A 21,483-nucleotide genomic window follows, 5' to 3' on the forward strand; every position below is an offset into this window, starting at 1 on the left:
CTGGCAGCCCGAAGTGGCCGCTGTGCAATGCGCATTGACGGCACATCAGGGGTCGTGTCGATCGGGTGCCGATGGGGTGCGCTCCGCCGCCGGTGGGGTGTGCCCCGGTGTCGGCGGGGAGTGCCCCGGTGTCAGCGGGGCTTGAGGCCGTGCAGCACGAGGTGGATGTAGCCCTCCAGGCCGACCAGGGCCTCGTCCGGGGGGAGTGCGCCGGCGGCGATCAGGCTGGCGAGGCCGTGCACGCCCGCCGCGGCGGCGAGGGTGAGCTGCTCCGGGTCGCCCTCGATGATCTCGCCGCGCTGCTGCGCCTCCGCGGTCAGCCGCACGAAGGACCCCATGGACATGTCGACGGCGTCGGCCAGTCGCGCGTCGATGTCCGGATCGTGCTTGCGGGCGAACATCAGCGCCAGCAGCTCGGGGTTCTCGGTGGCGAAGGTGAGATAGGCCCGGGCGAGCGAGGTGAGGCGTGGTTCCAAGGGGGCCTCGGGCAGGTCCGCGGCGGCCAGCGCGTCGTTCAGGCGGTCGTATCCGGCGAGCGCGAGCGCGTCCAGGAGGGCCTGCTTGTCCTTGAAGTGGCGGCCGGGGGCGGCGTGGCTCACCCCGATGTCGCGGGCCAGTTCGCGCAGGGACAGGGCGCTGGTGCCCTTCTCGCGCAGGGTGCGCTCGGCGCTGGTGAGCAGGGCGGCGCGCAGGTCTCCGTGGTGGTAGGGGCGGCTTTGCGACATGGGCGCCATCGTAGCCCGATGTAGCCGCCGTCAGCTTTGTGGTCACTGTCAGCTTTGTAAGCGCTGTCATCTTTGTTGGCACCGCCATCTTTGTTGTCGTTGACATCATTGTTGTCGACGCCTACATTGACGCCATGGCTGAGAAGAACGACAAGTGGAACGTGAGCGATCTCCCCGACCTCACCGGCCGTACGGCCGTGGTCACCGGCGCCAACAGCGGACTGGGCCTGGCGGCCACGGACGCGCTGGCGCGGGCGGGCGCCCATGTGGTGCTCGCGGTGCGTGATCCGGAACGCGGCCGGGCCGCCGCGGCGAAGGTGCCCGGCAGTACCGAGGTGCGCCGCCTGGACCTGGCGGACCTGTCCTCGGTACGGGAGTTCGCGGCCGGCTGGGACCGCCCGCTGGATCTGCTGATCAACAACGCGGGCGTGATGATGCTGCCGGAGCTGCGCACCGCCGACGGCTTCGAGATGCAGTTCGGCACCAACCACCTGGGCCACTTCGCGCTGACCAACCTGCTGCTGCCGCACGTCACCGACCGGGTGGTGACCGTCTCCTCCGGCCTGCACCGCGGCGGCGACGGCGTGATCCACTTCGACGACGTCAACCTGCGCGCCAACTACAGCCCCACCCGCGCCTACGCCCAGTCCAAGCTGGCGAACCTGCTCTTCACGCTGGAGCTCCAGCGCCGGCTCACCGAGGCGGGCTCCCCGGTGCGCGCCCTGTCCGCGCACCCCGGCTGGGCGGCGACCAACCTCCAGAGCCACCACGCCAACCCGCTCGCCCGCCTGGGTATGACCGTCGGCAACCGGCTCCTCGCCCAGGACGACCGGGCGGGCGCGCTGCCCACGCTGTACGCGGCGACCCGCGACCTGCCGGGCGCGAGCTACGTCGGTCCGGACGGCCTGGGGGAGATGCGGGGCGCGCCCACGCTGGTCGGCCGCAGCCGGGCGGCGAGCGACCCGGAGGCGGCGCGCCGGCTGTGGACGCTGTCGGAGGAGATGACGGGGGTGAGGTGGGCGCTCGGCGCGCGGACCGTGTGAACGTCCGGCCGGAGTGAACGCCCAGGTGGTGGACGGCGGACGGCCCCGCCGCCGGACCTGGATACGGTGAGCCGACACGTTGTGCACGACGGCTCTCCGGGAGGTGGCGGTATGACCGCCGGCGCCGTGGACTTCACCCTCACCGGACGTACGGCCCTGGTGACCGGGTCCGTCCGGGGGCTGGGGCTGGAGATGGCGCGGGGCCTGGCGGGCGCCGGCGCGCGGGTGGTCCTCAACGGGCGGGACACGGCGGCGCTGGACGCGGCGGCGGCCCGGCTGCGTGACGAGGGCCTGGACGTGACCGGTGCGGCCTTCGACGTGACGGACCGGGCGGCGGCCCAGGACGCGGTGAGCGCCGTCGGCACCCTCGACATCCTGGTCAACAACGTGGGCCACCGGGACCGCAGGGGCGTCCACGAGATGACCCCGGACGAGCTGTCAGCGATGCTCGACACCCATCTGACCTCGGCGTACGCGCTCAGTCAGACGGTCGCCCGGAGCCTGGCGGCCCGTGGCACACCGGGGCGCATCATCAACGTCTCCTCCGTGGTCGGCCAGTTGGGCCGCACCGGTGACGTCGCCTACGCCACGGCGAAGGCGGGCCTCGACGGCCTGACCCGGGCGCTGGCGGCCGACCTCGGCCCGAGCGGCACGACGGTCAACTCGGTGGCACCGGGCACGTTCGCCACGGAGGTCAACGCCGGCCTGGCCGAGGACCCGGAATGGGCCACCTGGCTGCGCACCCGGACGGCGCTGGGCCGCTGGGGACGCCCGCCGGAGATCGCGGGCATCGTCGTCTTCCTGGCGAGCGACGCGGCGTCCTTCATCACGGGCCAGACGATCGCGGTGGACGGCGGGATGACGACCACGTTCTGAGCACACGGCCGCCGGAACCCGCCCGGCGGGACGGCCGCAAGGGCGGTTCACAGCGAAAAATCAGGGAAGTCGGGAACCGTTTCTCACCTTCGTGGGACACAGTGGAGCCTGATGAAGCGCACCTCACGCATCTATGTCACCTCGCGCCGCGTCGCGCTCTGTGCCGTGGTCGTCCTGGCCGCCACCTCGGCCTCCGTCGCGGCGGCCGACGAGGCGGCGGGACCGTTCGGGGTGACCGCCGTGGTGGGGACCACCGCCGACAGCGCCCGGGTCGGTGCGCTGTTCAGCGCCGACAAGGCCGGCAGCCTCTCCGGGAACCACTTCTGCACCGCCTCCGTGGTGCACAGCCCGCGGCGGGACCTCATCGTCACCGCCGCGCACTGCGTCGACGCCGACGACGGCGCGGGGCTGGTGTTCGTGCCCGGGTACCGGGACGGGCTGGCGCCGTACGGGGTGTGGAAGGTCGGCCGGCGGTACCTGCCCGACGGCTGGTCGCACGGGCAGGACGAGGACAGCGACGTCGCCTTCGCCGCCGTGCGGGACCGGGCCGGCAAGCGGGTCGAGGACGTCACCGGCGCCAACCGGTTCGTCACCGGTGTCGCCACCGGAGCGACCCCGGTGACCGTCACCGGGTATCCCGACTCCCGTGAGGTGCCGGTCGACTGCACCAACCGGCCCGTCGCCCACAGCGCCACCCAACAGCGGATCGACTGCCCGGAGTTCACCGGGGGCACCAGCGGGAGCCCCTGGGTGAACGGTGACCACGAGGTGGTCGGCGTGCTGGGCGGGCACGAGCAGGGCGGGTCCACGGCCGACATCTCGTACAGCGTGGTGCTCGGCGGCGAGGCCGCCGAGCTGTTCAGGGACGCCACCGCCCGGTGAGACGGCGTCATGTGCGCCTTCCTGCTGTGAAATAGCGCCACTCTCGGCCGAAATGGCGTTGAACAGCCCTGCCATGGGGGAGGGTTGGGGCGTGCGGAAAGTATGGGTGATCGGTGGCGCGGCGGTCGGCCTCGGGCTGAGCTTCGTCATGCTGCTCGTCGTCGGGGTGTACGTCGTCGCCGGGAACCTCCTCAACGGGGTCGAGGGCGCCACCAAGAACCTGGCGAAGGGCTCGGTGCCGGCCGCCTACTCGGCCCTCGTGCAGAAGTGGGGCAACCTCTGCCCCGCGATCAACCCCGCCCTGCTCGCCGCCCAGCTGTACCAGGAGAGCGGCTTCAACCCGAGGGCGCAGAGCGCGGCGGCCGCGCAGGGGATAGCTCAGTTCATCCCGGGGACCTGGGCCACCCACGGCATCGACGGCAACGGCGACGGAGTGCGGGACGTCTGGGACCCGAATGACGCGATTCCGTCGGCCGCCTCCTACGACTGCCAGCTCGCCTCGTACGTCAAGGACGTCCCCGGCGACATCTCCGACAACATGCTCGCCGCGTACAACGCGGGGGCGTACGCGGTCATCAAGTACAAGGGCGTGCCCCCGTACGCGGAGACCCAGAACTACGTCAAGACGATCACCACGCTGGAGGACAGCTTCGCCGCGCCGGTCAGCCGGCTCTCGCCCACCAAGCAGGCCGCCGGGGCCATCACCTACGCCCAGAACAAACTCGGCACCCCCTACCTCTGGGGCGGCAACGGCACAGCTCAGGACGGTGGCCGCTTCGACTGCTCGGGGCTGACGAAGGCGGCGTACGCGAGCGTCGGGATCACCCTGCCGCGGGTCGCCAACGACCAGTACAACGCCGGTCCGCACCCCTCCCGCAACGAACTGCTCCCGGGCGACCTGGTGTTCTTCTCCACCGACCTCTCCAACTCCCGGGCCATCCACCACGTGGGTATCTACGTCGGAGGCGGGTACATGATCGACGCGCCGTACACCGGAGCCGTCATCCGCTTCGACCCCATCGACTCGGCCGACTACTTCGGGGCCACCCGCGTCACCGAAGATGGCGCGAAAGCGCTCCCCACAACGGTGTGAACCGAGCGTGAAACACACCCCTGAGCTGCGACTTTGTGTCTCTCTTCGATAACGTCTGCGTGATCATTCGGTGGAGGGTGGAACGTAGGGGCGTAGGCCGTGCGTTCCTGTTGACGTAGCCGACCACGGGGGTGGCAGCGAGCGACGCACACCAGGTGCGTCCCGGAACGACGACGAAGGGGCCGCAGCACGATGGCTGTACTCGCCGAATCCGGATCCAACCCCGATGTCGACCTGCTCTACGACATCAACGGCCTGGCCAAGGACGCACCGCGCTGGTTCGACCGCGGCATGGAGTTCGTCGGGGAGTACGGGCTGCTGGTCGCGATGGTGCTGCTGGTGGTGTGGTGCTGGTGGTCGGTACGGCGCCGGGGTGACGAGGACGCGCCGTCCACCCTCGCCGCGCTGGTCTGGGCGCCGCTCGCCGCCGCGATCGCCGTGCTCGTGAACGTTCCCATCCGCGGTTTCGTGGAGCGCCCCCGGCCGTTCCGCACCCACCAGGGTCTCGACGTCCTGATCTCCGGCAAGACCGACTACTCGTTCGTGAGCGACCACGCGACGATCACCATGGCGCTGGGCGTCGGCCTGTTCGTCGCCAACCGGCGCTTCGGGCTGGCCGGCATAGGACTGGCGCTGGCCGAGGGCTTCTGCCGGGTCTACATGGGCGTGCACTACCCGACCGACGTGATCGGCGGCTTCGCCCTGGGCACCGCGGTGGTCCTCCTCCTCTCCCCCCTGGCCACGGCCCTGCTGACCCCGGTGATGAAGTCGATCGAGTCGTCCCCGAGGGCGCGCTGGCTGGTACGGCGCCGATCAACGACGGTGGACCTGGTGCCGGGCACACGCACCCCGCTGGAACCGGGCGAGAGAGACCTGGCGGCGTAGGCGAAGACTGAGGCTTGGGGGGTTCACTCGCCCGCGTTGGCGGGGTGCCGCCGCGCCCACCCGTGCCGCCCTGCGGCACGCCTGCCCGCAGCTATGTAGAAACGCGGCTGGGCAGCGCCCCGTAGGGGCGCTGGGGGTACCCCCGGCCGAAGGCTGGGGGAGGAACTGCGCGACCAGCCCCCACGCACCCGCAGCCGAACCGCGAATACCTACAACCCCTGTGGATAAGAGAAGAACCGGTTCGGGTCGTACTGCTGCTTCACCTTGCCGAGCTTTGTCACCGCGTCCCCGTAGTACGCCTTCTTCCAGCCCGTCAGCGTCGGGTCCGTGTAGTTCTGGTACGCCGCGCCGGAGGCGTACGGCTTCATCGCGGTGTGCGCCGCGTTCAGCCACGACTGGCCCGTGCTGCCGGAGGCCCCCGCACCCCACGACACTATGTACTGCGCCAGCATCCGCGACCGCCGGTGCACGAACGCCGTCGCCGTCGGCGAGACCCGGTTCACCGCCCCGCCGAGCGCCGTGAACGCGATGCTCCCCGCACCGCTCCGCACCGAGCCGATCTGGCGCAGCGCCGTCTGGATGCCGGCCGCCGACAGCGAGCGGTCGAAGAAGTCGGAGCGGGCCGCGTACGTCTCGCGGCCGAGCCTGCCCTGGGGCGAGCGGCCCGGCGTGGAACCGGGCAGGTGGCACTGGGGCTCGGTGGCGAAGGAGGAGCAGCCGGCGTAGATCTCCATCACCTCCTCGTAGGCGTGGCGGCGCAGCGACACCGAGGAGGCGTTGGCCCCCGCCCGGTGAGCGAGGGCGTCGACCGCGTTCTGCAGCTCGCCGTACGTTCCCATCGAGAAGCAGGCCACCGAGACGCGCGGGCCGCTGCCCGAGTTCTCCAGGTGGAGGGAGGACCAGATCTCGTCCGGCTGCGACGGACCCCATTCCTGCCAGGCCTTGAAGACCTGCGCCGCCTTCGGCCACGGCCAGGTCAGGTACGCCGTCACGCCCTGCGGGGTCGGGTGGGTCCTGAACTGCAGCTCCGTGACGACGCCGAAGTTGCCGTTGCCCGCGCCGCGCAGCGCCCAGAAGAGGTCCTTGTTGGTGCTCGCGTCGGCGACCACCTGCGTGCCGTCGGCGGTGATCAGCGTCGCCTGGGTCAGGCTGTCGCAGGTCAGGCCGTACGCCCGGGACGCGACCCCGTGGCCGCCGCCGAGCACCAGGCCGGAGACGCCGACCGTGGGGCAGGAGCCCGCCGGGATGGTGACGCCCTTGGCGGCGAGACCCCGGTAGACGTCGATCAGCTTGGAGCCGGCGCCGACGACCGCCGTACCGCCGCCGACGCGGATGCGGTTGAGCTTGGAGACGTCGAGGATCAGCCGGCCGTCGCCGGAGGAGTAGCCCGCGTAGGAGTGGCCGCCGTTACGGACGGCGATCTTCAGGCCGTGGGCCTGGGCGTAGGAGAGGGTCGTGCGGATGTCGTCGGCGTGCGCGACGTACGCGACCGCCGACGGCTTCAGACCGTCGAAGCGGGTGTTGTAGAGCTGGTGCGCGGTCGTCCAGTTCGCCTCGCCGGGGCGCACCAGGGTGCCGTCCAGGGCGTGTGCGAGGGCGGTCCAGTTGGCCGCCGCCGCTGCGCTGGTGGTCTTCAGGGCCGTACGAGAGGATCGAGACGATGCCGGCGCGAGCGGCGCGGTCGTCCGTGACGCGGCCGCGCCCCCTGAGCTGCACCCTGTCAGTGCGGTCGCCGCGATGGCGGCTGCCCCGCCCGATATGAAGGTACGCCGTTCCATGCCCGTGCCTTTCGTCGGCTGTCCTGGGACGAGACGGCGCCCGTCGCACACGGGTTCCCATGCCTGTGCAACGAACGCTGTGACGTCGTAACGGCTGTGATGACGAACGGCGAAGAAATGTTCGCGTAACCCGTTGGTCGGAACCTGCACGTGCCCTCACCGTGAGCGTTCCGTGACCTAACCAGGCCGATGGCAGGGGTTCACCCTCCGTTCACTTGTGCCCATCGGCGGCTTCACCTGTTCTGCCTACTTTCGGCCGTACGCGATGCGGTGAGCGGTGCTGAACGCCCAGTCGGGAAGGCCCCTCGCCACGTCACCACTACTTCGCACGCCGCCGAAGGTGGCGCCTCTGGAAGGAACTCCCGAAAGTGAAGCTTCAGCGCAAGAACCGGCTGCGCGTTCTGTCTCTCGGTGCTGTCGCCGTCACCGGTGCCCTGACCCTTACGGCGTGCGGCTCGGACGACAACGGCAGCGGCAGCGGTTCGAGCAGCAACCCCTCGACCTCCGCCAACGCCAGCTCCATCAAGTGCGACAACGCCAAGGGTCAGCTGCTCGCCGACGGCTCCTCCGCGCAGAAGAACGCGATCGACGCCTGGGTGAAGAACTTCTCGCAGGCCTGTGGTGTGCAGATCAACTACAAGGGCTCCGGCTCCGGCGCCGGTGTGACCGCCTTCACGCAGGGCCAGGTCGCCTTCGCCGGTTCGGACTCCGCGCTGAAGCCCGAAGAGGTCACCGCCTCCAAGAAGGTCTGCTCGGGCGGCCAGGGCATCGACCTCCCGATGGTCGGCGGCGCGATCGCGATCGGTTACAACGTCCCGGGTGTCGACAACCTGGTTCTGGACGCGCCGACCCTCGCGAAGATCTTCGACAGCAAGATCACCAACTGGAACGACGCGGCGATCAAGAAGCTGAACCCCGACGCGAAGCTCCCGAACCTGAAGATCCAGGCGTTCCACCGCTCGGACGAGTCGGGTACGACGGACAACCTGACCAAGTACCTGATCGCCACCACCCCGGACAACTGGAAGTACTCCGGCGGCAAGGCCTGGCAGGCCAAGGGCGGCCAGTCCGCTCCGCAGTCCGCGGGTGTCGCCCAGCAGGTCAAGCAGACCTCCGGTGCCATCGGCTACTTCGAGCTCTCCTACGTCTCGGACGGCATCAAGGCCGCCAGCATCGACACGGGCGCCAGCAAGCCGGTCGCCCCGTCCACCGCGTCCGCCACCGCCGACATCGCGGCCGCCCAGGTCGTCGGCACCGGCAAGGACCTGTCGCTGAAGCTCGACTACAAGACCAAGGCGGAGGGCGCGTACCCGATCAGCCTGGTCACCTACGAGATCGCCTGCGACAAGGGCAACAAGGCCGACACCCTCGCGGCGACCAAGTCGTTCCTGCGCTACATCGCCTCCGAGGACGGCCAGAAGGTCCTCTCCACGATCGACTACGCCCCGATCCCCGACGAGATCATCGCCAAGGTCCGCACCACCGTCGAGGGCCTGAGCTAAAGATCCGCGAGTGCGGCCGAGTCCCGAGAGGGGCCCGGCCGCACCGTCCGGTGCACCGCCGCCCGGAGTCGTACGCCCTCACCGCCGGGAGTACGGCTCCTCCGAGCCGCCCGCGAGGACGGCTCCGCAGACCGGAGAACCCGATGGACATATCCACGCAGACAACAGACGCACCGCCTCCCATCCCACAGCCGGGCATCGCCGAGCAGAAGCGCAACGCCCGCGGCGCCACCCGCGCCGGCGACCGGGTCTTCCTCGGTCTCTCCCGTGGATCCGGCATCCTGCTCCTGGTGATCATGGCCGCGATCGCGGTCTTCCTCACCTACCGCGCCGCCCTCGCGATCAGCCGCGACCACGGCAACTTCCTCACCACCTTCGAGTGGAACACCAACGTCATCCCGCCGACCTTCGGTGTCGCGGTCCTGGCCTTCGGCACGGTCGTCTCCTCGATCATCGCCATGGCCGTCGCCGTCCCGATCGCCGTCGCGATCGCGCTGTTCATCACGCACTACGCGCCGCGCCGGATGGCCGGCCCGGTCGCCTACGTGATCGACCTGCTCGCCGCCGTGCCGTCCATCGTGTACGGCCTGTGGGGCGCGCTGGTCCTCGTACCGCACATGACCGGCCTGTTCGGCTGGCTCGACGAATTCTTCGGCTGGACCGGGATCTTCTCCTGGGACGGCGGCGCGCCGCGCTCGATGCTCACCGTCGGCATCCTGCTCGCCATCATGATCCTGCCGGTCATCACCAACGTGAGCCGCGAGGTCTTCCGCCAAGTCCCGCAGATGCACGAGGAGGCCGCGCTGGCCCTCGGCGCCACGCGCTGGGAGGTCATCCGCATGGCGGTGCTGCCCTTCGGGCGCTCCGGCGTGATCTCCGCCTCGATGCTCGGCCTCGGCCGCGCGCTCGGCGAGACGATGGCCGTCGCCACCGTGCTCTCCCCGGACTTCGACATCCACGCCAGCCTGCTCAACCCGGGCGGCGGCACCTTCGCCCAGAACATCGCCAGCAAGTTCAGCGAGGCGACCGCCGACGGCCGTGACGCGCTCATCGCCTCCGGTCTGGTCCTGTTCGTCATCACGCTGCTGGTCAACGGCGCGGCCCGGATCATCATCCAGCGCCGTGCGGAGTACTCGGGGGCCAACGCATGAGCACCGCAGCAGTCGCCGACAAGCGCCCCAGCACCCTGCGGGGCGCCAGCCTCCCCAAGTGGTCCCCGTACGCGATCGTCGGCGGGTCCGTCGTCCTGGGCGTGGCCATCGGTCTGGTCGCCGGCCTGGACAGCAAGGTCCAGTGGGGCCTGATCGCCGGCCTCCTCTACGTCTTCGGCACCTACGGCATCGCCGCCCGGGTCGAGGGCAGCCGCCAGGCCAAGGACCGCGTCGCGACCTCCCTGGTCTGGGTCGCCTTCGTCATCGCCGTGGTCCCGCTGGTCTCCCTGATCTGGGTGACCATCTCGCGCGGCGTGAAGGTCCTGGACGTCTACTTCCTCACCCACTCCATGGGCGTCGTCGCCGACTCCCAGCCCGGCGGTGGCGCCTACGCGGCCATCATCGGCTCCCTGGAGCAGGTCGGCCTCGCCACCCTGATCGGCGCGCCGATCGGCATCCTCACCGCGGTCTACCTCGTCGAGTACGGGCGCGGCCGGCTGGCCAAGGCGGTCACCTTCTTCGTGGACGTGATGACGGGCATCCCGTCGATCGTCGCGGGTCTGTTCATCCTCAGCATCATGCTGATCTTCAACATGGAGCCGTTCGGCTTCGCCGGATCGCTCGCCCTGGCCATCCTGATGATGCCGGTGGTCGTGCGCTCCACCGAGGAGATGCTCAAGCTCGTCCCGAACGAGCTGCGCGAGGCGTCCCTGGCGCTCGGCGTGCCCAAGTGGCGCACCATCCTGAAGGTGGTCCTGCCGACCTCCATCGGCGGTATCACGACCGGCGTCATGCTGGCCGTGGCCCGTATCGCGGGCGAGACCGCTCCGGTCCTGCTGCTGGTGTTCGGCAACCCGTTCATCAACAACAACCCCTTCGAGGGTGCGCAGTCGTCGCTGCCGCTGTTCATCTACCAGCAGTACGCGAACAGCGCCGGTGCCAACGCGGCCTACGACCGTGCCTGGGCGGCCTCGCTCACGCTGATCGCCTTCGTGATGATCCTGAACCTGGTGGCCCGCGGCATCGCCCGCTGGAAGGCCCCGAAGACCGGTCGCTGACCGGCCTCACAGCGACCGACCGTCTGGAAGTGAAGAAGTAATGTCCAAGCGAATCGACGTAAGCGGGCTCACCGCCTACTACGGCTCCCACAAGGCCATCGACGACATCTCGATGAACATCGAGCCGCGGACCGTCACGGCGTTCATCGGCCCCTCCGGCTGTGGCAAGTCGACGTTCCTGCGCACGCTGAACCGGATGCACGAGGTCACCCCCGGCGGCCGGGTCGAGGGCAAGGTCCTCCTCGACGACGAGAACCTGTACGGCGCCGGTATCGACCCCGTGTCGGTACGCCGTGAGGTCGGCATGGTGTTCCAGCGTCCGAACCCGTTCCCCACGATGTCGATCTTCGACAACGTGGCCGCGGGGCTGAAGCTGAACGGCAACTTCAAGAAGAGCGAGCTGGGCGACGTCGTCGAGAAGTCGCTCAAGGGCGCGAACCTCTGGAACGAGGTCAAGGACCGCCTGAACAAGCCGGGGTCCGGTCTCTCCGGTGGTCAGCAGCAGCGGCTGTGCATCGCCCGTGCGATCGCGGTCGAGCCGAAGGTGCTGCTCATGGACGAGCCCTGCTCCGCCCTCGACCCGATCTCGACCCTCGCCATCGAGGACCTGATCGGTGAGCTGAAGGAGCGCTTCACGATCGTCATCGTGACGCACAACATGCAGCAGGCGGCGCGGGTCTCCGACCGTACGGCGTTCTTCAACCTCGCGGCCGTGGGCCAGCCCGGCAAGCTGATCGAGATCGACGACACGGAGCGGATCTTCTCCAACCCGTCGGTCCAGGCGACCGAGGACTACATCTCCGGCCGCTTCGGCTAGGCCCTGCCCCGGCAGGCCAAGGCCGACACTGACCCCTCGCGGTGCTGCATGGCGGTGCCACCGCGAGGACGCAAAAGGGCCCGCCCCTGGCTCCCGGGGGCGGGCCCGTATGCGTGGATGCGTCCCCTTGTGTGACCGGGGGGGCTTGCGGCGCCGAAGGGGGCGGGCGGCGCGGTCCGACGGCGACCGCGGGTCCGTCGTGGCCGCTCGCGCAGTTCCCCGCGCCCCTTGCGGGGCGCTTGCCGGGGCCCCTTTCATCAGGGGCTGTTCGTGTTCGGTGGCGGGTGCGGGTTCGTTGTGGCTGGTCGCGCAGTTCCCCGCGCCCCTTGCGGGGCGCTTGTCGCGGGCGGGGGGTCAGAGGGCGGTCAGGCTTACGACGCCGTAGGCCGCCGCTGCTACCAGGGCCGCTGCCGGCATCGTGATGAACCAGCCCAGGACGATGTTCTTGGCCACGCCCCAGCGGACCGCGTTCACGCGCTTCGTCGCGCCGACGCCCATGATGGCCGAGGTGATGACGTGGGTCGTGGAGATCGGCGCCTTGAAGAGGTACGCCGTGGTGAACATGATCGAGGCACCGGTGGCCTCGGCGGCGAACCCCTGCGGCGGGTCGAGTTCGATGATCTTGCGACCCAGTGTGCGCATGATGCGCCAGCCACCGGCGTAGGTGCCGAGGGAGAGCATCAGGGCGCAGACGATCTTCACCCAGGCCGGGATCGGGTCGCCGTACGTCTCGTGGCCGGAGATCACCAGGGCCATGACCACCACACCCATGGTCTTCTGGGCGTCCTGGAGGCCGTGGCCGAGTGCCATGCCCGCCGCGGAGACGGTCTGGGCGATACGGAAGCCCCGCTTGGCCTTGTGCGGGTTGGAGCGGCGGAACAGCCACATGATGGCCGTCATGACCAGGTAACCGAGGATCAGGCCGACCACCGGCGACAGGAACATCGGGATGATGACCTTGTCGACGACGCCGTTCCAGAGCACCTCCGTACCCCCGGCCAGCGCCGCGCCGACGAGACCGCCGAACAGGGCGTGCGAGGAGGAGGACGGCAGGCCGAAGTACCAGGTGACGAGGTTCCAGACGATCGCGCCGACCAGCGCCGCGAACAGGATGGCCATGCCGCCGGAGCCCTGCGGTGTCTCGATCAGGCCCTCGCTGACCGTCTTGGCGACCCCGGAACCGAGGAACGCGCCCGCGAGGTTCATGACGGCGGCCATGGCGAGCGCCGCCCGCGGGGTCAGGGCCCGGGTCGAGACCGACGTGGCGATCGCGTTCGCCGAGTCGTGGAAGCCGTTCGTGTACGTGAAGAAGAGCGCGACCAGGATGGTCACGATGAGCGCGAAGGTGTCCATCGACGGCTCAGGACTCCTTGACGGCGATGGTCTCCACCGTGTTCGCCACGTGTTCGAACGCGTCCGCCGCCTCTTCCAGGACGTCCACGATCTGCTTGAGCTTCAGCACCTCGATCGCGTCGTACTTGCCGTTGAAGAGGTGTGCGAGGAGTTTGCGGTGGATCTGGTCGGCCTGGTTCTCGAGCCGGTTGATCTCGATCCAGTACTCGGTGAGGTTGTTCAGCGTGCGCAGGTTGGGCATCGCCTCCGCCGTCAGGTCGGCGGCCCGCGCCAGCACCTCGATCTGCTGCTCGACGCCCTTCGGCAGTTCCTCGACGTTGTAGAGGACGACCAGGTCGACGGCCTCCTCCATGAAGTCCATGATGTCGTCGAGGGAGGACGCGAGGTTGTAGATGTCCTCACGGTCGAACGGCGTGATGAACGAGGAGTTCAGCTGGTGGAAGATCGCGTGCGTGGCGTCGTCACCTGCGTGTTCCGCGGCCCGCATACGCTCTGCGATCTCGGCCCGGGCAGACGCGTCCGCCCCGAGCAGTTCCATCAGGAGCTTCGAGCCCGTGACGATGTTGTCCGCGGAGGCGGCGAACATGTCGTAGAAGCTCGTCTCCCTGGGGGTCAGACGAAAGCGCACTTGGGGTCCTCGGTATGCATGGGTTTCGGTCAGGCTGATGCTAAGCGCATCATCCGGCCACGGCTAATGGGCCGCCGTCCAGTTTCGCCTATCGGGCATTCTGATCATCACGGGGGCGTCCCCAGGGCCCTATACCCAGCAAAGTTCGTTACCATATACCCACCAGGGGTATGTGTCTCGACGATGCGGAGGACGCGATGACGACCAGCGAGGCCGGCGCCGTGACGCCCTCCGGAAGCGGAGTGCCGGCGGCCACGCACGGCTACCACAAGCAGAAGGACGAGCACCTCAAGCGGCTGCGCCGGATCGAGGGCCAGATCCGGGGCCTGCAGCGCATGGTCGACGAGGACACCTACTGCATCGACATACTCACCCAGGTCTCCGCCTCCACGAAGGCCCTGCAGTCCTTCGCCCTGCAACTCCTGGAGGAGCACCTGCGGCACTGCGTGGCCGACGCGGCCGTCAAGGGCGGGGACGAGATCGACGCGAAGGTGGAGGAGGCCACGAAGGCCATCGGCCGCCTGCTGCGGACCTGATCTGACCTGAGGGCCCTAGTCGGCCTCGCGTTCCTCCGCCACTCTCAGCACCTCGTCGATGCTGGCCAGACTGAGGCGGTCCTCGGCGGCCGACGCCGCGATGATCAGCTCTCCGCACAGCTCGATCTCGGCGAGGGCCACGTGGTCCTGAACTGCCGTACCGCCGGCCGGAGCCACGCGCATCACCTCTTCTCTGCCGTCACCGACTTCCTAGAGTAGGCAGCGGTCTACACACCGCGCATGGCACGGACGGGCTAGTTCACAGGTTGTACGAAGCCGGTCCCGGACTAGTGCGCTGGCTGGTTTTCGGCGATCCGGCCCGCGTAGATGTCCCGGGAACGCGGCAGCTTCACGTCCACGGGCGTGCCGAAGTCGTACAGCAGGGTGGTCGAGGCGACCGCCACCGTGCCCTTGCCGCTGTCGTTGACGAAACTGAACCGCTGCCTGAGCTTCCGGATCCGGCCCTGGTCGTCGAGGTACACGTCGAACGGGACGTCGGCGGTGGCGAACCCCTTCGCCGCGGCGGCGAGGGCCGGCCGGTTCCCGGCGGAGGCGGCCGCGGCCGCCGTGGCCAGGTCGGCGGTGCCCCGGTAGTGCCGGACCTCGGTGCCCGCGACCTCGGTCCGCCCGACATAGGTCGCCGTCCGGGTGCCGCGCAGCAGCTCGGCCGCCGCGAACGGGTCGGTGGCGCCGCCGGTCACCAGGTTGCCGTCCGAGAGGGTCGCGGTCTCCACCCGTACCCACTTGTCGGCGGGCACCCCGGCCCCCCGGTTCTTCATGAACAGCGCGCCCGGCGCGAGGAGTTCGGTGATCGGGCGGTGTTCGGGGGTGCCGGCGGGGTCCTGCGGGAGCACGACCGTGAGCCTGCCGAGCCGGCGGCCGAAGTCGTAGACGCCCCTGCCGCGGATGGTGACCCGGGTGCCGCCGGTCGCCATCTCCATCGACGTCGTCGCCCTGGAGGTACGGGCGTTCAGCAGGCGGTCCGCCGAGTGCTCCAGGACGGTGACCGGGTCGCCGGGCGGGCCGCTCGCGCCTTCGGCCGTGGCACCACCGCAGCCGGTGGCGCACGCGCCGAGCCCGACCATGAGGCCCACGGTGACGGCCGTCCTCCCGGTGCGCCTGTGCTGCCGCCGATCCATCGCTGCCTACCCCCACCGGTACGTCCGTCGCGGGCCGCCTGTCCTTCCGGTTAACGAGAGGTGCGAGGGGCCGTCACGCATACTTGGGCTTTACCGGCCGTGGGTAACGTTGTCGGCGTGGCACAGGAGGACGGTTCCGGACGGGCCCTGGAGCGGGCGGGACACGAGGCGGGCACGGTTGAGCAGGGGCGGTTCTGCTTCGCCCGCTGCACGTGCGGCTGGCGGGGGCCGGCCCGGCGGGCGAGAAGCCTCGCGCGGGCGGACGTGGAAGGACACCTGACCGGCGGGTGACACGGGTCCCTCCGCGCGGTGGGTGACACAGACCACAGGAACTCCTCAGGTGTCGTGGAGAGAAGTGGTCGTGAGGGACTCAGAGAACGAGGTGCGCCGCCGTGTGCGCGAGGGGGACCGCGAGGCGTTCGCCCAGCTGTACGAGGAGTTCGCCCGCGCCGTCTACAACCACGGCCTGCGGCTGACCGGCGACTGGTCGACAGCCGAAGAGGTCATGTCCGAAACCTTCCTGACCGCGTGGCGGACCCGTGACCGGGTGCTGGAGGACGGCGGCTCGCTGCTGCCGTGGCTGCTGGGCATCGCCACCCACAAGGCGGACAACGCCCGCCGCGGGCAGCGCAGACGCCAGCTGTTCCTGGCGCGCCAGCCGCGGCCGCCGGCGGAGGAGGACTTCGCGCCCCGGACGGTCGGGCGCATCGACGACGCGCGGCGCCTGCGGGCCGTGCAGGCCGCCCTGGGCCGGCTGCGGCGCCAGGAACGCGAGGTGCTGGCCCTGTGCGTGTGGTCCGGCCTGGACTACCGGGAGACGGCCGAGGCCCTGGGCATCGCCGTCGGCACCGTGCGGTCCCGTCTTTCGCGGGCCCGCCGGAAACTCGCCCGGCTCGCGGAGGAGAACCCGGAACTGCCCGCCGGTCGCGGAGAGATGACAAGTGCGGCCGCGATCGCGGCCCTGCCCGTACGGGAGGAGCTCACATGAACGACGGCGACCGCGAGGAGATCGCCCGCCTGCTGCCGGCCCCGGCCGACCAGGACCTTCCGCGCGAGCAGCACCTTCGTCACAAGGAACTGCTGATGCATCGCATCGACCAGGACATCGCCCAGGACACCGGCCGGGAGACCGGCCGGGAGCGGGTCAGCGGCAGCCGCCCGGGCCGCCGGCTGCTGCGGCCCGCGCTGCTGGCTCCGGCGACCGCCCTGACCCTGGCGGCCGCGCTCGCGGCGGGGGTCGCCCTGAACGGCGGCGCCCGTGGGCACTCCGGCACCTCCGCGCACCGGGTGGCCACGGACATGCGGCCCGCCGCGGCCCTGCTGGGCCGGATCTCCGACGCCGCCGGGGAACGCAGCACGCCCCGGGTGCGGGACGACCAGTTCGTCTACACCCGGGAGAAGGCCCAGGGGGCCGATCTGACCAGCGGGAAGGCCGTCCTCGACCCGCTGCGGGAACGGGAGTCGTGGTCCGCCCAGGAACCGGGGCCGCTGCGCAGGCTCGGGCTGGTCCGGGAGGACGGCGAGACCCTGCCGGTCAACGCCGAGCTCGGTGACACCCACGGCACCCCGGCCGGCCTCAGCCGGCCCACCTACAGCTGGTTCGGCACGCTGCCCACCGACCCCGACAAGCTGCTGACCTACCTCTACGCGCACACCCCGTTCGCCGAGGGCCGGGGACGGGACCAGGCGGTGTTCGAGCAGATCGGGTCGCTGCTCGGCGGGATGATGCCGCCCGCCACGGCCGCGGCGCTCTACCAGGCCGCCGCGGAGATCCCCGGTGTCACCGCGGCCCCGCAGGCCCACGACGCGATCGGGCGCCGGGGGCTCGGGATCGCCCGTGACGACACGCGTTACGGGGTGCGGACCGAGTGGGTCTTCGACAAGGAGGACTACTCGTTCCTCGGGTCCCGTAGCTATCTGATCAAGGACCGGTCGTACGGGAAGGCGGGGACGCTGCTGTCCAGCGAGGCGGAGCTGGAGATCGCCGTGGTGGACAAGGCGGGGGAGCGGCCGTGAGCAGTGGTGTGGTGGGGCGTTCGGCTGCGGGAGCGTGGGGGCTGGTCGCGCAGTTCCCCGCGCCCCTGACGGGATGCTGTTGCCCGCGCCCCTGACGGGGTGCAGTTCCCCGCGTCCCTGGTCGGGTGCTGGAGTTACTGCGTGTTGTGGAGTGAGGTCAGGAGTTCGTTCACCAGCTCCGCGTCTCTTGGCTGGGTCAGGCGTTCGCGGGCCTGGGACGGGGGCAGCCACAGGATGCGGTCCACCTCGTGGTTCGGGGTGAAGTGGCCCTCGCCCGCCTCGCCGGCCCAGTAACGGACCTCCTTGGGGCGGCCGTTGGCGTAGTAGTGGACGGTGGACAGTTCGCTGCCGAGGGCCGCCGGGTAGCCGGTCTCCTCCGCCACCTCGCGCAACGCGCCGTCCGCCGCGTCCTCGTCGCGCTTGAGCTTGCCCTTCGGGTGGGACCAGTCGTCGTACTTGGGGCGGTGGACGAGGCAGACCTCGAGGTCGCCGTCGACCGGTGAGCGGCGCCACAGGACGCAGCCCGCCGCCAGTACCGGGGTGTCGTTCACACGGCCTCCAACGACTGGTTCTGCCACGCCTGCTGAAAGGCGAAGCGGGCCGCCTCCACCTCGTGCCGCTGGTCGGCGTGGAGGACTCCGAGGGCGTAGGCGGTCGCCGGGGCGATGCGGGGGGTGCGGGCCGCGGCCGCCGCCGCGGCGGCCGCCTCCGAGGCGTCCCGGTGCCGGTTCAGGGCCTGGCCGGCCGTGAGCAGCCGGATGTCCACCGGGGCGCTCTGGCCGCTCAGCACCTCGCGGGCGTAGCGGTGCAGGCGCAGCAGCAGGCGGACCTGGTGCCAGGGGCCGTCCTGGGGGTGCGGCGAGGGGTCCGGGGACAGGCCGTGGACCAGGGCCTCCGCGTTGTACGGGTGGCCCGCGGTGACCAGAGGGAGGGCCGTGATCGCGTCGGTGAGGCGTTCCTCGGCGGCGGCCGCCGGCGGGCGCAGGTCGGTCGTGGGGGCCGCGGCCGTCAGCGGGACCTCGCTGGCCAGCACCGCCACCTTGTCGGCGACCGCGTGGAAGCGGGAGGAGCCGAGCGCCTGGAGGGCCGTGGAGTGGGCCCGGGTGCGGGCGAGGGTCAGCTGGCGGTCCAGCAGGGCGCCCGCCTTGGCCGCGCCCACCGTGAGGTTGCCGCGGTCGGCCGCGCCCTCCGAAGTGGCCTGGCCAGGAAGGCTGGTTGAGCCGGAGAGCCGGTGCAGCGCCAGCAACAGGCGTTCCAGCCGGGCCTCGTAGGCGTGCTCGAGGCCCAGCGTGCCCGACAGCCAGGCCAGTTCGGGGCGGATCTCCTCCGACCAGTCGGCCTCCAGGAGCGGTCGGAAGGTGTGCAGGCTGCCGCTGATGCGCCGGGCCGAGCGGCGCAGCGCGCGGGCCGCGTCGACGGACTCCGCCGCGCTCGCCGCCGTCCCGGTCTCCCGGTGCAGGCGCAGCGCGCGGAGGAACTCCGTGGCCTGGGCGCGCAGGTAGCCCGCGAGGGCGTCCCCGGTGACGGCCCGGGCCGTGGGGTCCGTCGGTTCAAGGTGTTGCTGTGCCACGCCGGCGCCTCCGGGCGTCTATGAGCATCTCCTGGATGTTGCGCAGCGGCTGTCCGTCGGCGTCGGTCGCGTGCCGGGTCCATTCGCCGTCCGGGCCCAGGTGCCAGGAGGAGGTGGAGTCGGACATGCCGGTTTCGAGGAGCCGGTTGAGGGCTGCCCGGTGGGCCGGGTCGGTGACCCGGACCAGGGCCTCTATCCGGCGGTCGAGGTTGCGGTGCATCATGTCGGCGCTGCCTATCCACACCTCGGGTTCGCCGCCGTTGCCGAAGGTGAAGACCCGGGAGTGTTCGAGGAAGCGGCCGAGGACCGAGCGGACCCGGATGTTCTCCGAGAGGCCCGTGACACCGGGGCGGATGGCGCAGATGCCGCGCACCCAGATGTCGACCGGCACGCCCGCCATGGACGCTCGGTAGAGCGCGTCGATGAGCGCTTCGTCGACCATCGAGTTGGCCTTGATGCGGACGAAGGCGGGGCGGCCCGCACGGTGGTGCTGGACCTCCTTGTCGATCCGCGCGATCAGTCCGTCGCGCAGCGACTTCGGTGCCACCAGCAGGCGGCGGTACGTCTCCCGGCGGGAGTAGCCGGAGAGGCGGTTGAACAGGTCGGACAGGTCGGCGCCCACCTGGGGGTCGGCGGTGAGCAGGCCGAGGTCCTCGTACAGGCGCGCAGTCTTCGGGTGGTAGTTGCCGGTGCCGACGTGGCTGTAGCGCCGTAGCGTGTCGCCCTCCTGGCGGACGACCAGGGACAGCTTGCAGTGGGTCTTCAGGCCGACCAGGCCGTACACGACGTGGCAGCCGGCCTCTTCCAGGCGCTTGGCCCACTTGATGTTGGCGTGCTCGTCGAAGCGGGCCTTGATCTCGACCAGGACGAGGACCTGCTTGCCGGCCTCGGCGGCGTCGATGAGCGCGTTGACGATCGGGGAGTCGCCGGAGGTCCGGTACAGGGTCTGCTTGATCGCGAGGACGTCCGGGTCCTCGGCGGCCTGCTCGATGAAGGCCTGCACGGAGGTGGAGAAGCTGTCGTACGGGTGGTGCAGCAGCACGTCCCGCTCGCGCAGCGCCGCGAAGATGTCGGGCGCGGACGCGGACTCGACCTCGGCGAGGTCGCGGTGGGTGCCCGCGATGAACTTGCGGTACTTCAGCTCCGGCCGGTCCAGGCCGGCGATCCGGAACAGGCCGGTCAGGTCGAGCGGGCCGGGCAGCGGGTAGACCTCGGCCTCGCCGATCTTCAGCTCGCGTACCAGCAGGTCGAGGACGTCGCGGTCGATGGACTCCTCGACCTCCAGGCGCACCGGCGGCCCGAAGCGGCGCCGCATGAGCTCCTTCTCCAGGGCCTTGAGGAGGTTCTCGGCGTCGTCCTCCTCGACCTCCAGGTCCTCGTTGCGGGTGAGCCGGAAGGCGTGGTGCTCGACGACCTCCATGCCCGGGAACAGCTCCTCCAGGTGGGCGCCGATGACGTCCTCGATGGGGACGTACCGGCCGGGGGAGCTCTCCAGGAACCGGGCCAGTGACGGCGGCACCTTCACGCGGGCGAAGTGCTTGTGGCCGCTGACCGGGTTGCGCACGACGACGGCCAGGTTCAGGGAGAGGCCGGAGATGTACGGGAACGGGTGCGCCGGGTCGACCGCCAGCGGGGTCAGCACCGGGAAGATCTGGTGCCGGAAGAGCGTGAAGAGCCGGGCCTGTTCCTTCTCCGTCAGCTCGGCCCAGCGGACCAGGTGGATGCCCTCCTCCGCGAGCGCGGGGGCGACGTCCTCGTGGTAGCAGGCGGCGTGCCGGGCCATCAGCTCGCGGGAGCGGGCCCAGATCATCTCCAGCACCTCGCGGGGCTGGAGGCCGGAGGCGGACCGGGTGGCCACGCCGGTGGCGATGCGGCGCTTCAGGCCGGCGACCCGGACCATGAAGAACTCGTCCAGGTTGCTCGCGAAGATCGCCAGGAAGTTCGCGCGCTCCAGCAGCGGGGTGTTCGGGTCCTCCGCGAGTTCGAGGACCCGCTCGTTGAACGCCAGCCAGCTGCGCTCGCGGTCCAGGAAGCGCCCCTGGGGCAGCCGGTCCCCGTCACCCTGTGCCTCCTCGTAGGCGTCGAGGTCGGCGTCGATGTCGGGTTCCAGGTCGGAGACCGCGGCGGCCACCGTGTGCGGGCGGTGCGCGGCTATGGAGCCCACGGAGGGCTGGGCGTGCTGAACCTCGGCTGCCTGGGCGTTCTGCTGACTCATGACCCCATTCTTCCGCGCCCGGGGCGTGACGGGCGCGTCGGAACGTGCGGGTGGGAGGTGGACGACCCCGTTTCCCGCGAACCCCTCGGGGGGCGACGAAGGCTCTGGCACGGCGGGCTTCATTGGCTGAGCGTCGCAAGTCCGTCTGAACCAATGGTTACGAAGACATGGCGTGCGGGATAGCGGGGGGCGGCCCGCGGGCGTCCGTCACCGGCC

Annotated in this window: 22 protein-coding genes; 13 read left to right on the plus strand and 9 right to left on the minus strand. The window is 70.5% G+C overall.

The window, feature by feature from the left end:
- Positions 1-131: 131 nt before the first annotated feature.
- The gene (locus MB828_RS42045) at positions 132-734 is read right to left on the minus strand and encodes a TetR/AcrR family transcriptional regulator (protein WP_301652766.1); all 603 of its coding nucleotides are present in this window, start codon (positions 732-734) and stop codon (positions 132-134) included.
- 125 nt (positions 735-859) lie between these two features.
- Here MB828_RS42045 and MB828_RS42050 point away from each other — a divergent pair, with 125 nt between their 5' ends.
- The 5 genes from MB828_RS42050 to MB828_RS42070 all read left to right on the plus strand — a co-directional run bounded on the left by MB828_RS42050 (position 860) and on the right by MB828_RS42070 (position 5,504).
- Positions 860-1,768: an oxidoreductase gene (locus tag MB828_RS42050; RefSeq protein ID WP_301652767.1), complete on the plus strand. Its 909-nt coding sequence runs from the start codon at positions 860-862 to the stop codon at positions 1,766-1,768.
- Between the two features lie 111 nt (positions 1,769-1,879).
- Positions 1,880-2,644 carry an SDR family oxidoreductase gene (locus MB828_RS42055; protein WP_301652768.1) on the plus strand — a complete coding sequence of 255 codons (765 nt, stop codon included), beginning with the start codon at positions 1,880-1,882 and terminating at the stop codon, positions 2,642-2,644.
- Positions 2,645-2,755: 111 nt separating this feature from the next.
- Positions 2,756-3,526, plus strand: coding sequence for a trypsin-like serine peptidase (locus MB828_RS42060; protein WP_301652769.1), 771 nt, complete (start codon positions 2,756-2,758; stop codon positions 3,524-3,526).
- Positions 3,527-3,599: 73 nt separating this feature from the next.
- Positions 3,600-4,619 carry an NlpC/P60 family protein gene (locus tag MB828_RS42065; RefSeq protein ID WP_046732863.1) on the plus strand — a complete coding sequence of 340 codons (1,020 nt, stop codon included), beginning with the start codon at positions 3,600-3,602 and terminating at the stop codon, positions 4,617-4,619.
- A gap of 192 nt (positions 4,620-4,811) precedes the next feature.
- Complete coding sequence (locus MB828_RS42070; RefSeq protein WP_301652770.1) at positions 4,812-5,504, plus strand: phosphatase PAP2 family protein; 693 nt, start codon at positions 4,812-4,814, stop codon at positions 5,502-5,504.
- Between the two features lie 209 nt (positions 5,505-5,713).
- On the opposite strand, the gene MB828_RS42075 is transcribed toward MB828_RS42070, so the two are convergent.
- Complete coding sequence (locus MB828_RS42075) at positions 5,714-7,282, minus strand: FAD-binding oxidoreductase (protein ID WP_301652771.1); 1,569 nt, start codon at positions 7,280-7,282, stop codon at positions 5,714-5,716.
- A gap of 368 nt (positions 7,283-7,650) precedes the next feature.
- Between MB828_RS42075 and pstS the strand changes: the two genes are divergently transcribed.
- From pstS to pstB, 4 genes are all read left to right on the plus strand, one after another.
- Positions 7,651-8,784, plus strand: coding sequence for a phosphate ABC transporter substrate-binding protein PstS (gene pstS / locus MB828_RS42080; protein ID WP_301652772.1), 1,134 nt, complete (start codon positions 7,651-7,653; stop codon positions 8,782-8,784).
- A 143-nt stretch (positions 8,785-8,927) separates the two neighbouring features.
- A complete protein-coding gene (pstC, locus tag MB828_RS42085) occupies positions 8,928-9,935 on the plus strand; it encodes a phosphate ABC transporter permease subunit PstC (RefSeq protein ID WP_301652773.1) in 1,008 nt (335 codons plus the stop codon).
- Positions 9,932-10,993 carry a phosphate ABC transporter permease PstA gene (pstA, locus tag MB828_RS42090; protein ID WP_301652774.1) on the plus strand — a complete coding sequence of 354 codons (1,062 nt, stop codon included), beginning with the start codon at positions 9,932-9,934 and terminating at the stop codon, positions 10,991-10,993. The genes pstC and pstA overlap by 4 nt, the downstream gene beginning before the upstream one ends.
- A 40-nt stretch (positions 10,994-11,033) precedes the next feature.
- On the plus strand, positions 11,034-11,810 hold the full coding sequence (gene pstB / locus MB828_RS42095) for a phosphate ABC transporter ATP-binding protein PstB (RefSeq protein WP_046732857.1): 777 nt from the start codon (positions 11,034-11,036) through the stop codon (positions 11,808-11,810).
- A 354-nt stretch (positions 11,811-12,164) separates the two neighbouring features.
- Here the strand turns inward: pstB and MB828_RS42100 are convergent, their stop codons facing one another.
- Both MB828_RS42100 and MB828_RS42105 read right to left on the minus strand, forming a co-directional pair.
- On the minus strand, positions 12,165-13,163 hold the full coding sequence (locus MB828_RS42100; RefSeq protein WP_133026805.1) for an inorganic phosphate transporter: 999 nt from the start codon (positions 13,161-13,163) through the stop codon (positions 12,165-12,167).
- Between the two features lie 7 nt (positions 13,164-13,170).
- Positions 13,171-13,791, minus strand: a complete 621-nt coding sequence (locus MB828_RS42105) for a DUF47 domain-containing protein (protein WP_301652775.1) — start codon at positions 13,789-13,791, stop codon at positions 13,171-13,173.
- Positions 13,792-13,988: 197 nt separating this feature from the next.
- Between MB828_RS42105 and MB828_RS42110 the strand changes: the two genes are divergently transcribed.
- Positions 13,989-14,327 (plus strand): metal-sensitive transcriptional regulator, encoded by a 339-nt coding sequence (locus MB828_RS42110; RefSeq protein WP_133026803.1) that lies wholly within the window; start codon positions 13,989-13,991, stop codon positions 14,325-14,327.
- Positions 14,328-14,342: 15 nt separating this feature from the next.
- Here MB828_RS42110 and MB828_RS42115 read toward each other — a convergent pair whose 3' ends face one another.
- Together MB828_RS42115 and MB828_RS42120 are read right to left on the minus strand one after the other, a co-directional pair.
- Positions 14,343-14,510 (minus strand): hypothetical protein, encoded by a 168-nt coding sequence (locus MB828_RS42115; protein WP_165941626.1) that lies wholly within the window; start codon positions 14,508-14,510, stop codon positions 14,343-14,345.
- Positions 14,511-14,614: 104 nt separating this feature from the next.
- Positions 14,615-15,466 carry a hypothetical protein gene (locus tag MB828_RS42120; RefSeq protein WP_133026802.1) on the minus strand — a complete coding sequence of 284 codons (852 nt, stop codon included), beginning with the start codon at positions 15,464-15,466 and terminating at the stop codon, positions 14,615-14,617.
- A gap of 117 nt (positions 15,467-15,583) precedes the next feature.
- On the opposite strand from MB828_RS42120, the gene MB828_RS42125 reads away from it, so the two are divergent.
- The 3 genes from MB828_RS42125 to MB828_RS42135 all read left to right on the plus strand — a co-directional run bounded on the left by MB828_RS42125 (position 15,584) and on the right by MB828_RS42135 (position 17,482).
- On the plus strand, positions 15,584-15,757 hold the full coding sequence (locus tag MB828_RS42125; RefSeq protein WP_301652776.1) for a hypothetical protein: 174 nt from the start codon (positions 15,584-15,586) through the stop codon (positions 15,755-15,757).
- A gap of 91 nt (positions 15,758-15,848) precedes the next feature.
- Entirely contained in the window at positions 15,849-16,454 is a 606-nt protein-coding gene (locus MB828_RS42130; RefSeq protein WP_430381517.1) for an RNA polymerase sigma factor, read from the plus strand.
- On the plus strand, positions 16,451-17,482 hold the full coding sequence (locus tag MB828_RS42135) for a CU044_5270 family protein (protein WP_301652778.1): 1,032 nt from the start codon (positions 16,451-16,453) through the stop codon (positions 17,480-17,482). The genes MB828_RS42130 and MB828_RS42135 overlap by 4 nt, the downstream gene beginning before the upstream one ends.
- A 134-nt stretch (positions 17,483-17,616) precedes the next feature.
- On the opposite strand, the gene MB828_RS42140 is transcribed toward MB828_RS42135, so the two are convergent.
- From MB828_RS42140 to MB828_RS42150, 3 genes are read right to left on the minus strand one after another with little or no spacing between them, the layout of a single operon-like run.
- A complete protein-coding gene (locus tag MB828_RS42140; protein WP_301652779.1) occupies positions 17,617-18,033 on the minus strand; it encodes an NUDIX hydrolase in 417 nt (138 codons plus the stop codon).
- On the minus strand, positions 18,030-19,052 hold the full coding sequence (locus tag MB828_RS42145; protein WP_301652780.1) for a CHAD domain-containing protein: 1,023 nt from the start codon (positions 19,050-19,052) through the stop codon (positions 18,030-18,032). Before MB828_RS42145 ends, MB828_RS42140 begins: the two co-directional genes overlap by 4 nt.
- Positions 19,033-21,390 carry an RNA degradosome polyphosphate kinase gene (locus tag MB828_RS42150; RefSeq protein WP_133026798.1) on the minus strand — a complete coding sequence of 786 codons (2,358 nt, stop codon included), beginning with the start codon at positions 21,388-21,390 and terminating at the stop codon, positions 19,033-19,035. Before MB828_RS42150 ends, MB828_RS42145 begins: the two co-directional genes overlap by 20 nt.
- Positions 21,391-21,483 lie beyond the last annotated feature (93 nt).

The sequence above is a fragment of the Streptomyces arenae genome (assembly GCF_022343545.1).
GTDB classification, from domain to species: Bacteria; Actinomycetota; Actinomycetes; order Streptomycetales; family Streptomycetaceae; genus Streptomyces; species Streptomyces humi.

What these genes read in the sequence shown, in the direction of transcription:
- MB828_RS42045 (WP_301652766.1), bottom strand. Translation starts at nt 734, where the DNA reads ATGGCGCCCATGTCGCAAAGCCGCCCCTACCACCACGGAGACCTGCGC.
- MB828_RS42050 (WP_301652767.1), top strand. Translation starts at nt 860, where the DNA reads ATGGCTGAGAAGAACGACAAGTGGAACGTGAGCGATCTCCCCGACCTC.
- MB828_RS42055 (WP_301652768.1), top strand. Translation starts at nt 1,880, where the DNA reads ATGACCGCCGGCGCCGTGGACTTCACCCTCACCGGACGTACGGCCCTG.
- MB828_RS42060 (WP_301652769.1), top strand. Translation starts at nt 2,756, where the DNA reads ATGAAGCGCACCTCACGCATCTATGTCACCTCGCGCCGCGTCGCGCTC.
- MB828_RS42065 (WP_046732863.1), top strand. Translation starts at nt 3,600, where the DNA reads ATGGGGGAGGGTTGGGGCGTGCGGAAAGTATGGGTGATCGGTGGCGCG.
- MB828_RS42070 (WP_301652770.1), top strand. Translation starts at nt 4,812, where the DNA reads ATGGCTGTACTCGCCGAATCCGGATCCAACCCCGATGTCGACCTGCTC.
- MB828_RS42075 (WP_301652771.1), bottom strand. Translation starts at nt 7,282, where the DNA reads ATGGAACGGCGTACCTTCATATCGGGCGGGGCAGCCGCCATCGCGGCG.
- pstC (WP_301652773.1), top strand. Translation starts at nt 8,928, where the DNA reads ATGGACATATCCACGCAGACAACAGACGCACCGCCTCCCATCCCACAG.
- pstA (WP_301652774.1), top strand. Translation starts at nt 9,932, where the DNA reads ATGAGCACCGCAGCAGTCGCCGACAAGCGCCCCAGCACCCTGCGGGGC.
- pstB (WP_046732857.1), top strand. Translation starts at nt 11,034, where the DNA reads ATGTCCAAGCGAATCGACGTAAGCGGGCTCACCGCCTACTACGGCTCC.
- MB828_RS42100 (WP_133026805.1), bottom strand. Translation starts at nt 13,163, where the DNA reads ATGGACACCTTCGCGCTCATCGTGACCATCCTGGTCGCGCTCTTCTTC.
- MB828_RS42110 (WP_133026803.1), top strand. Translation starts at nt 13,989, where the DNA reads ATGACGACCAGCGAGGCCGGCGCCGTGACGCCCTCCGGAAGCGGAGTG.
- MB828_RS42115 (WP_165941626.1), bottom strand. Translation starts at nt 14,510, where the DNA reads ATGCGCGTGGCTCCGGCCGGCGGTACGGCAGTTCAGGACCACGTGGCC.
- MB828_RS42120 (WP_133026802.1), bottom strand. Translation starts at nt 15,466, where the DNA reads ATGGATCGGCGGCAGCACAGGCGCACCGGGAGGACGGCCGTCACCGTG.
- MB828_RS42135 (WP_301652778.1), top strand. Translation starts at nt 16,451, where the DNA reads ATGAACGACGGCGACCGCGAGGAGATCGCCCGCCTGCTGCCGGCCCCG.
- MB828_RS42150 (WP_133026798.1), bottom strand. Translation starts at nt 21,390, where the DNA reads ATGAAGCCCGCCGTGCCAGAGCCTTCGTCGCCCCCCGAGGGGTTCGCG.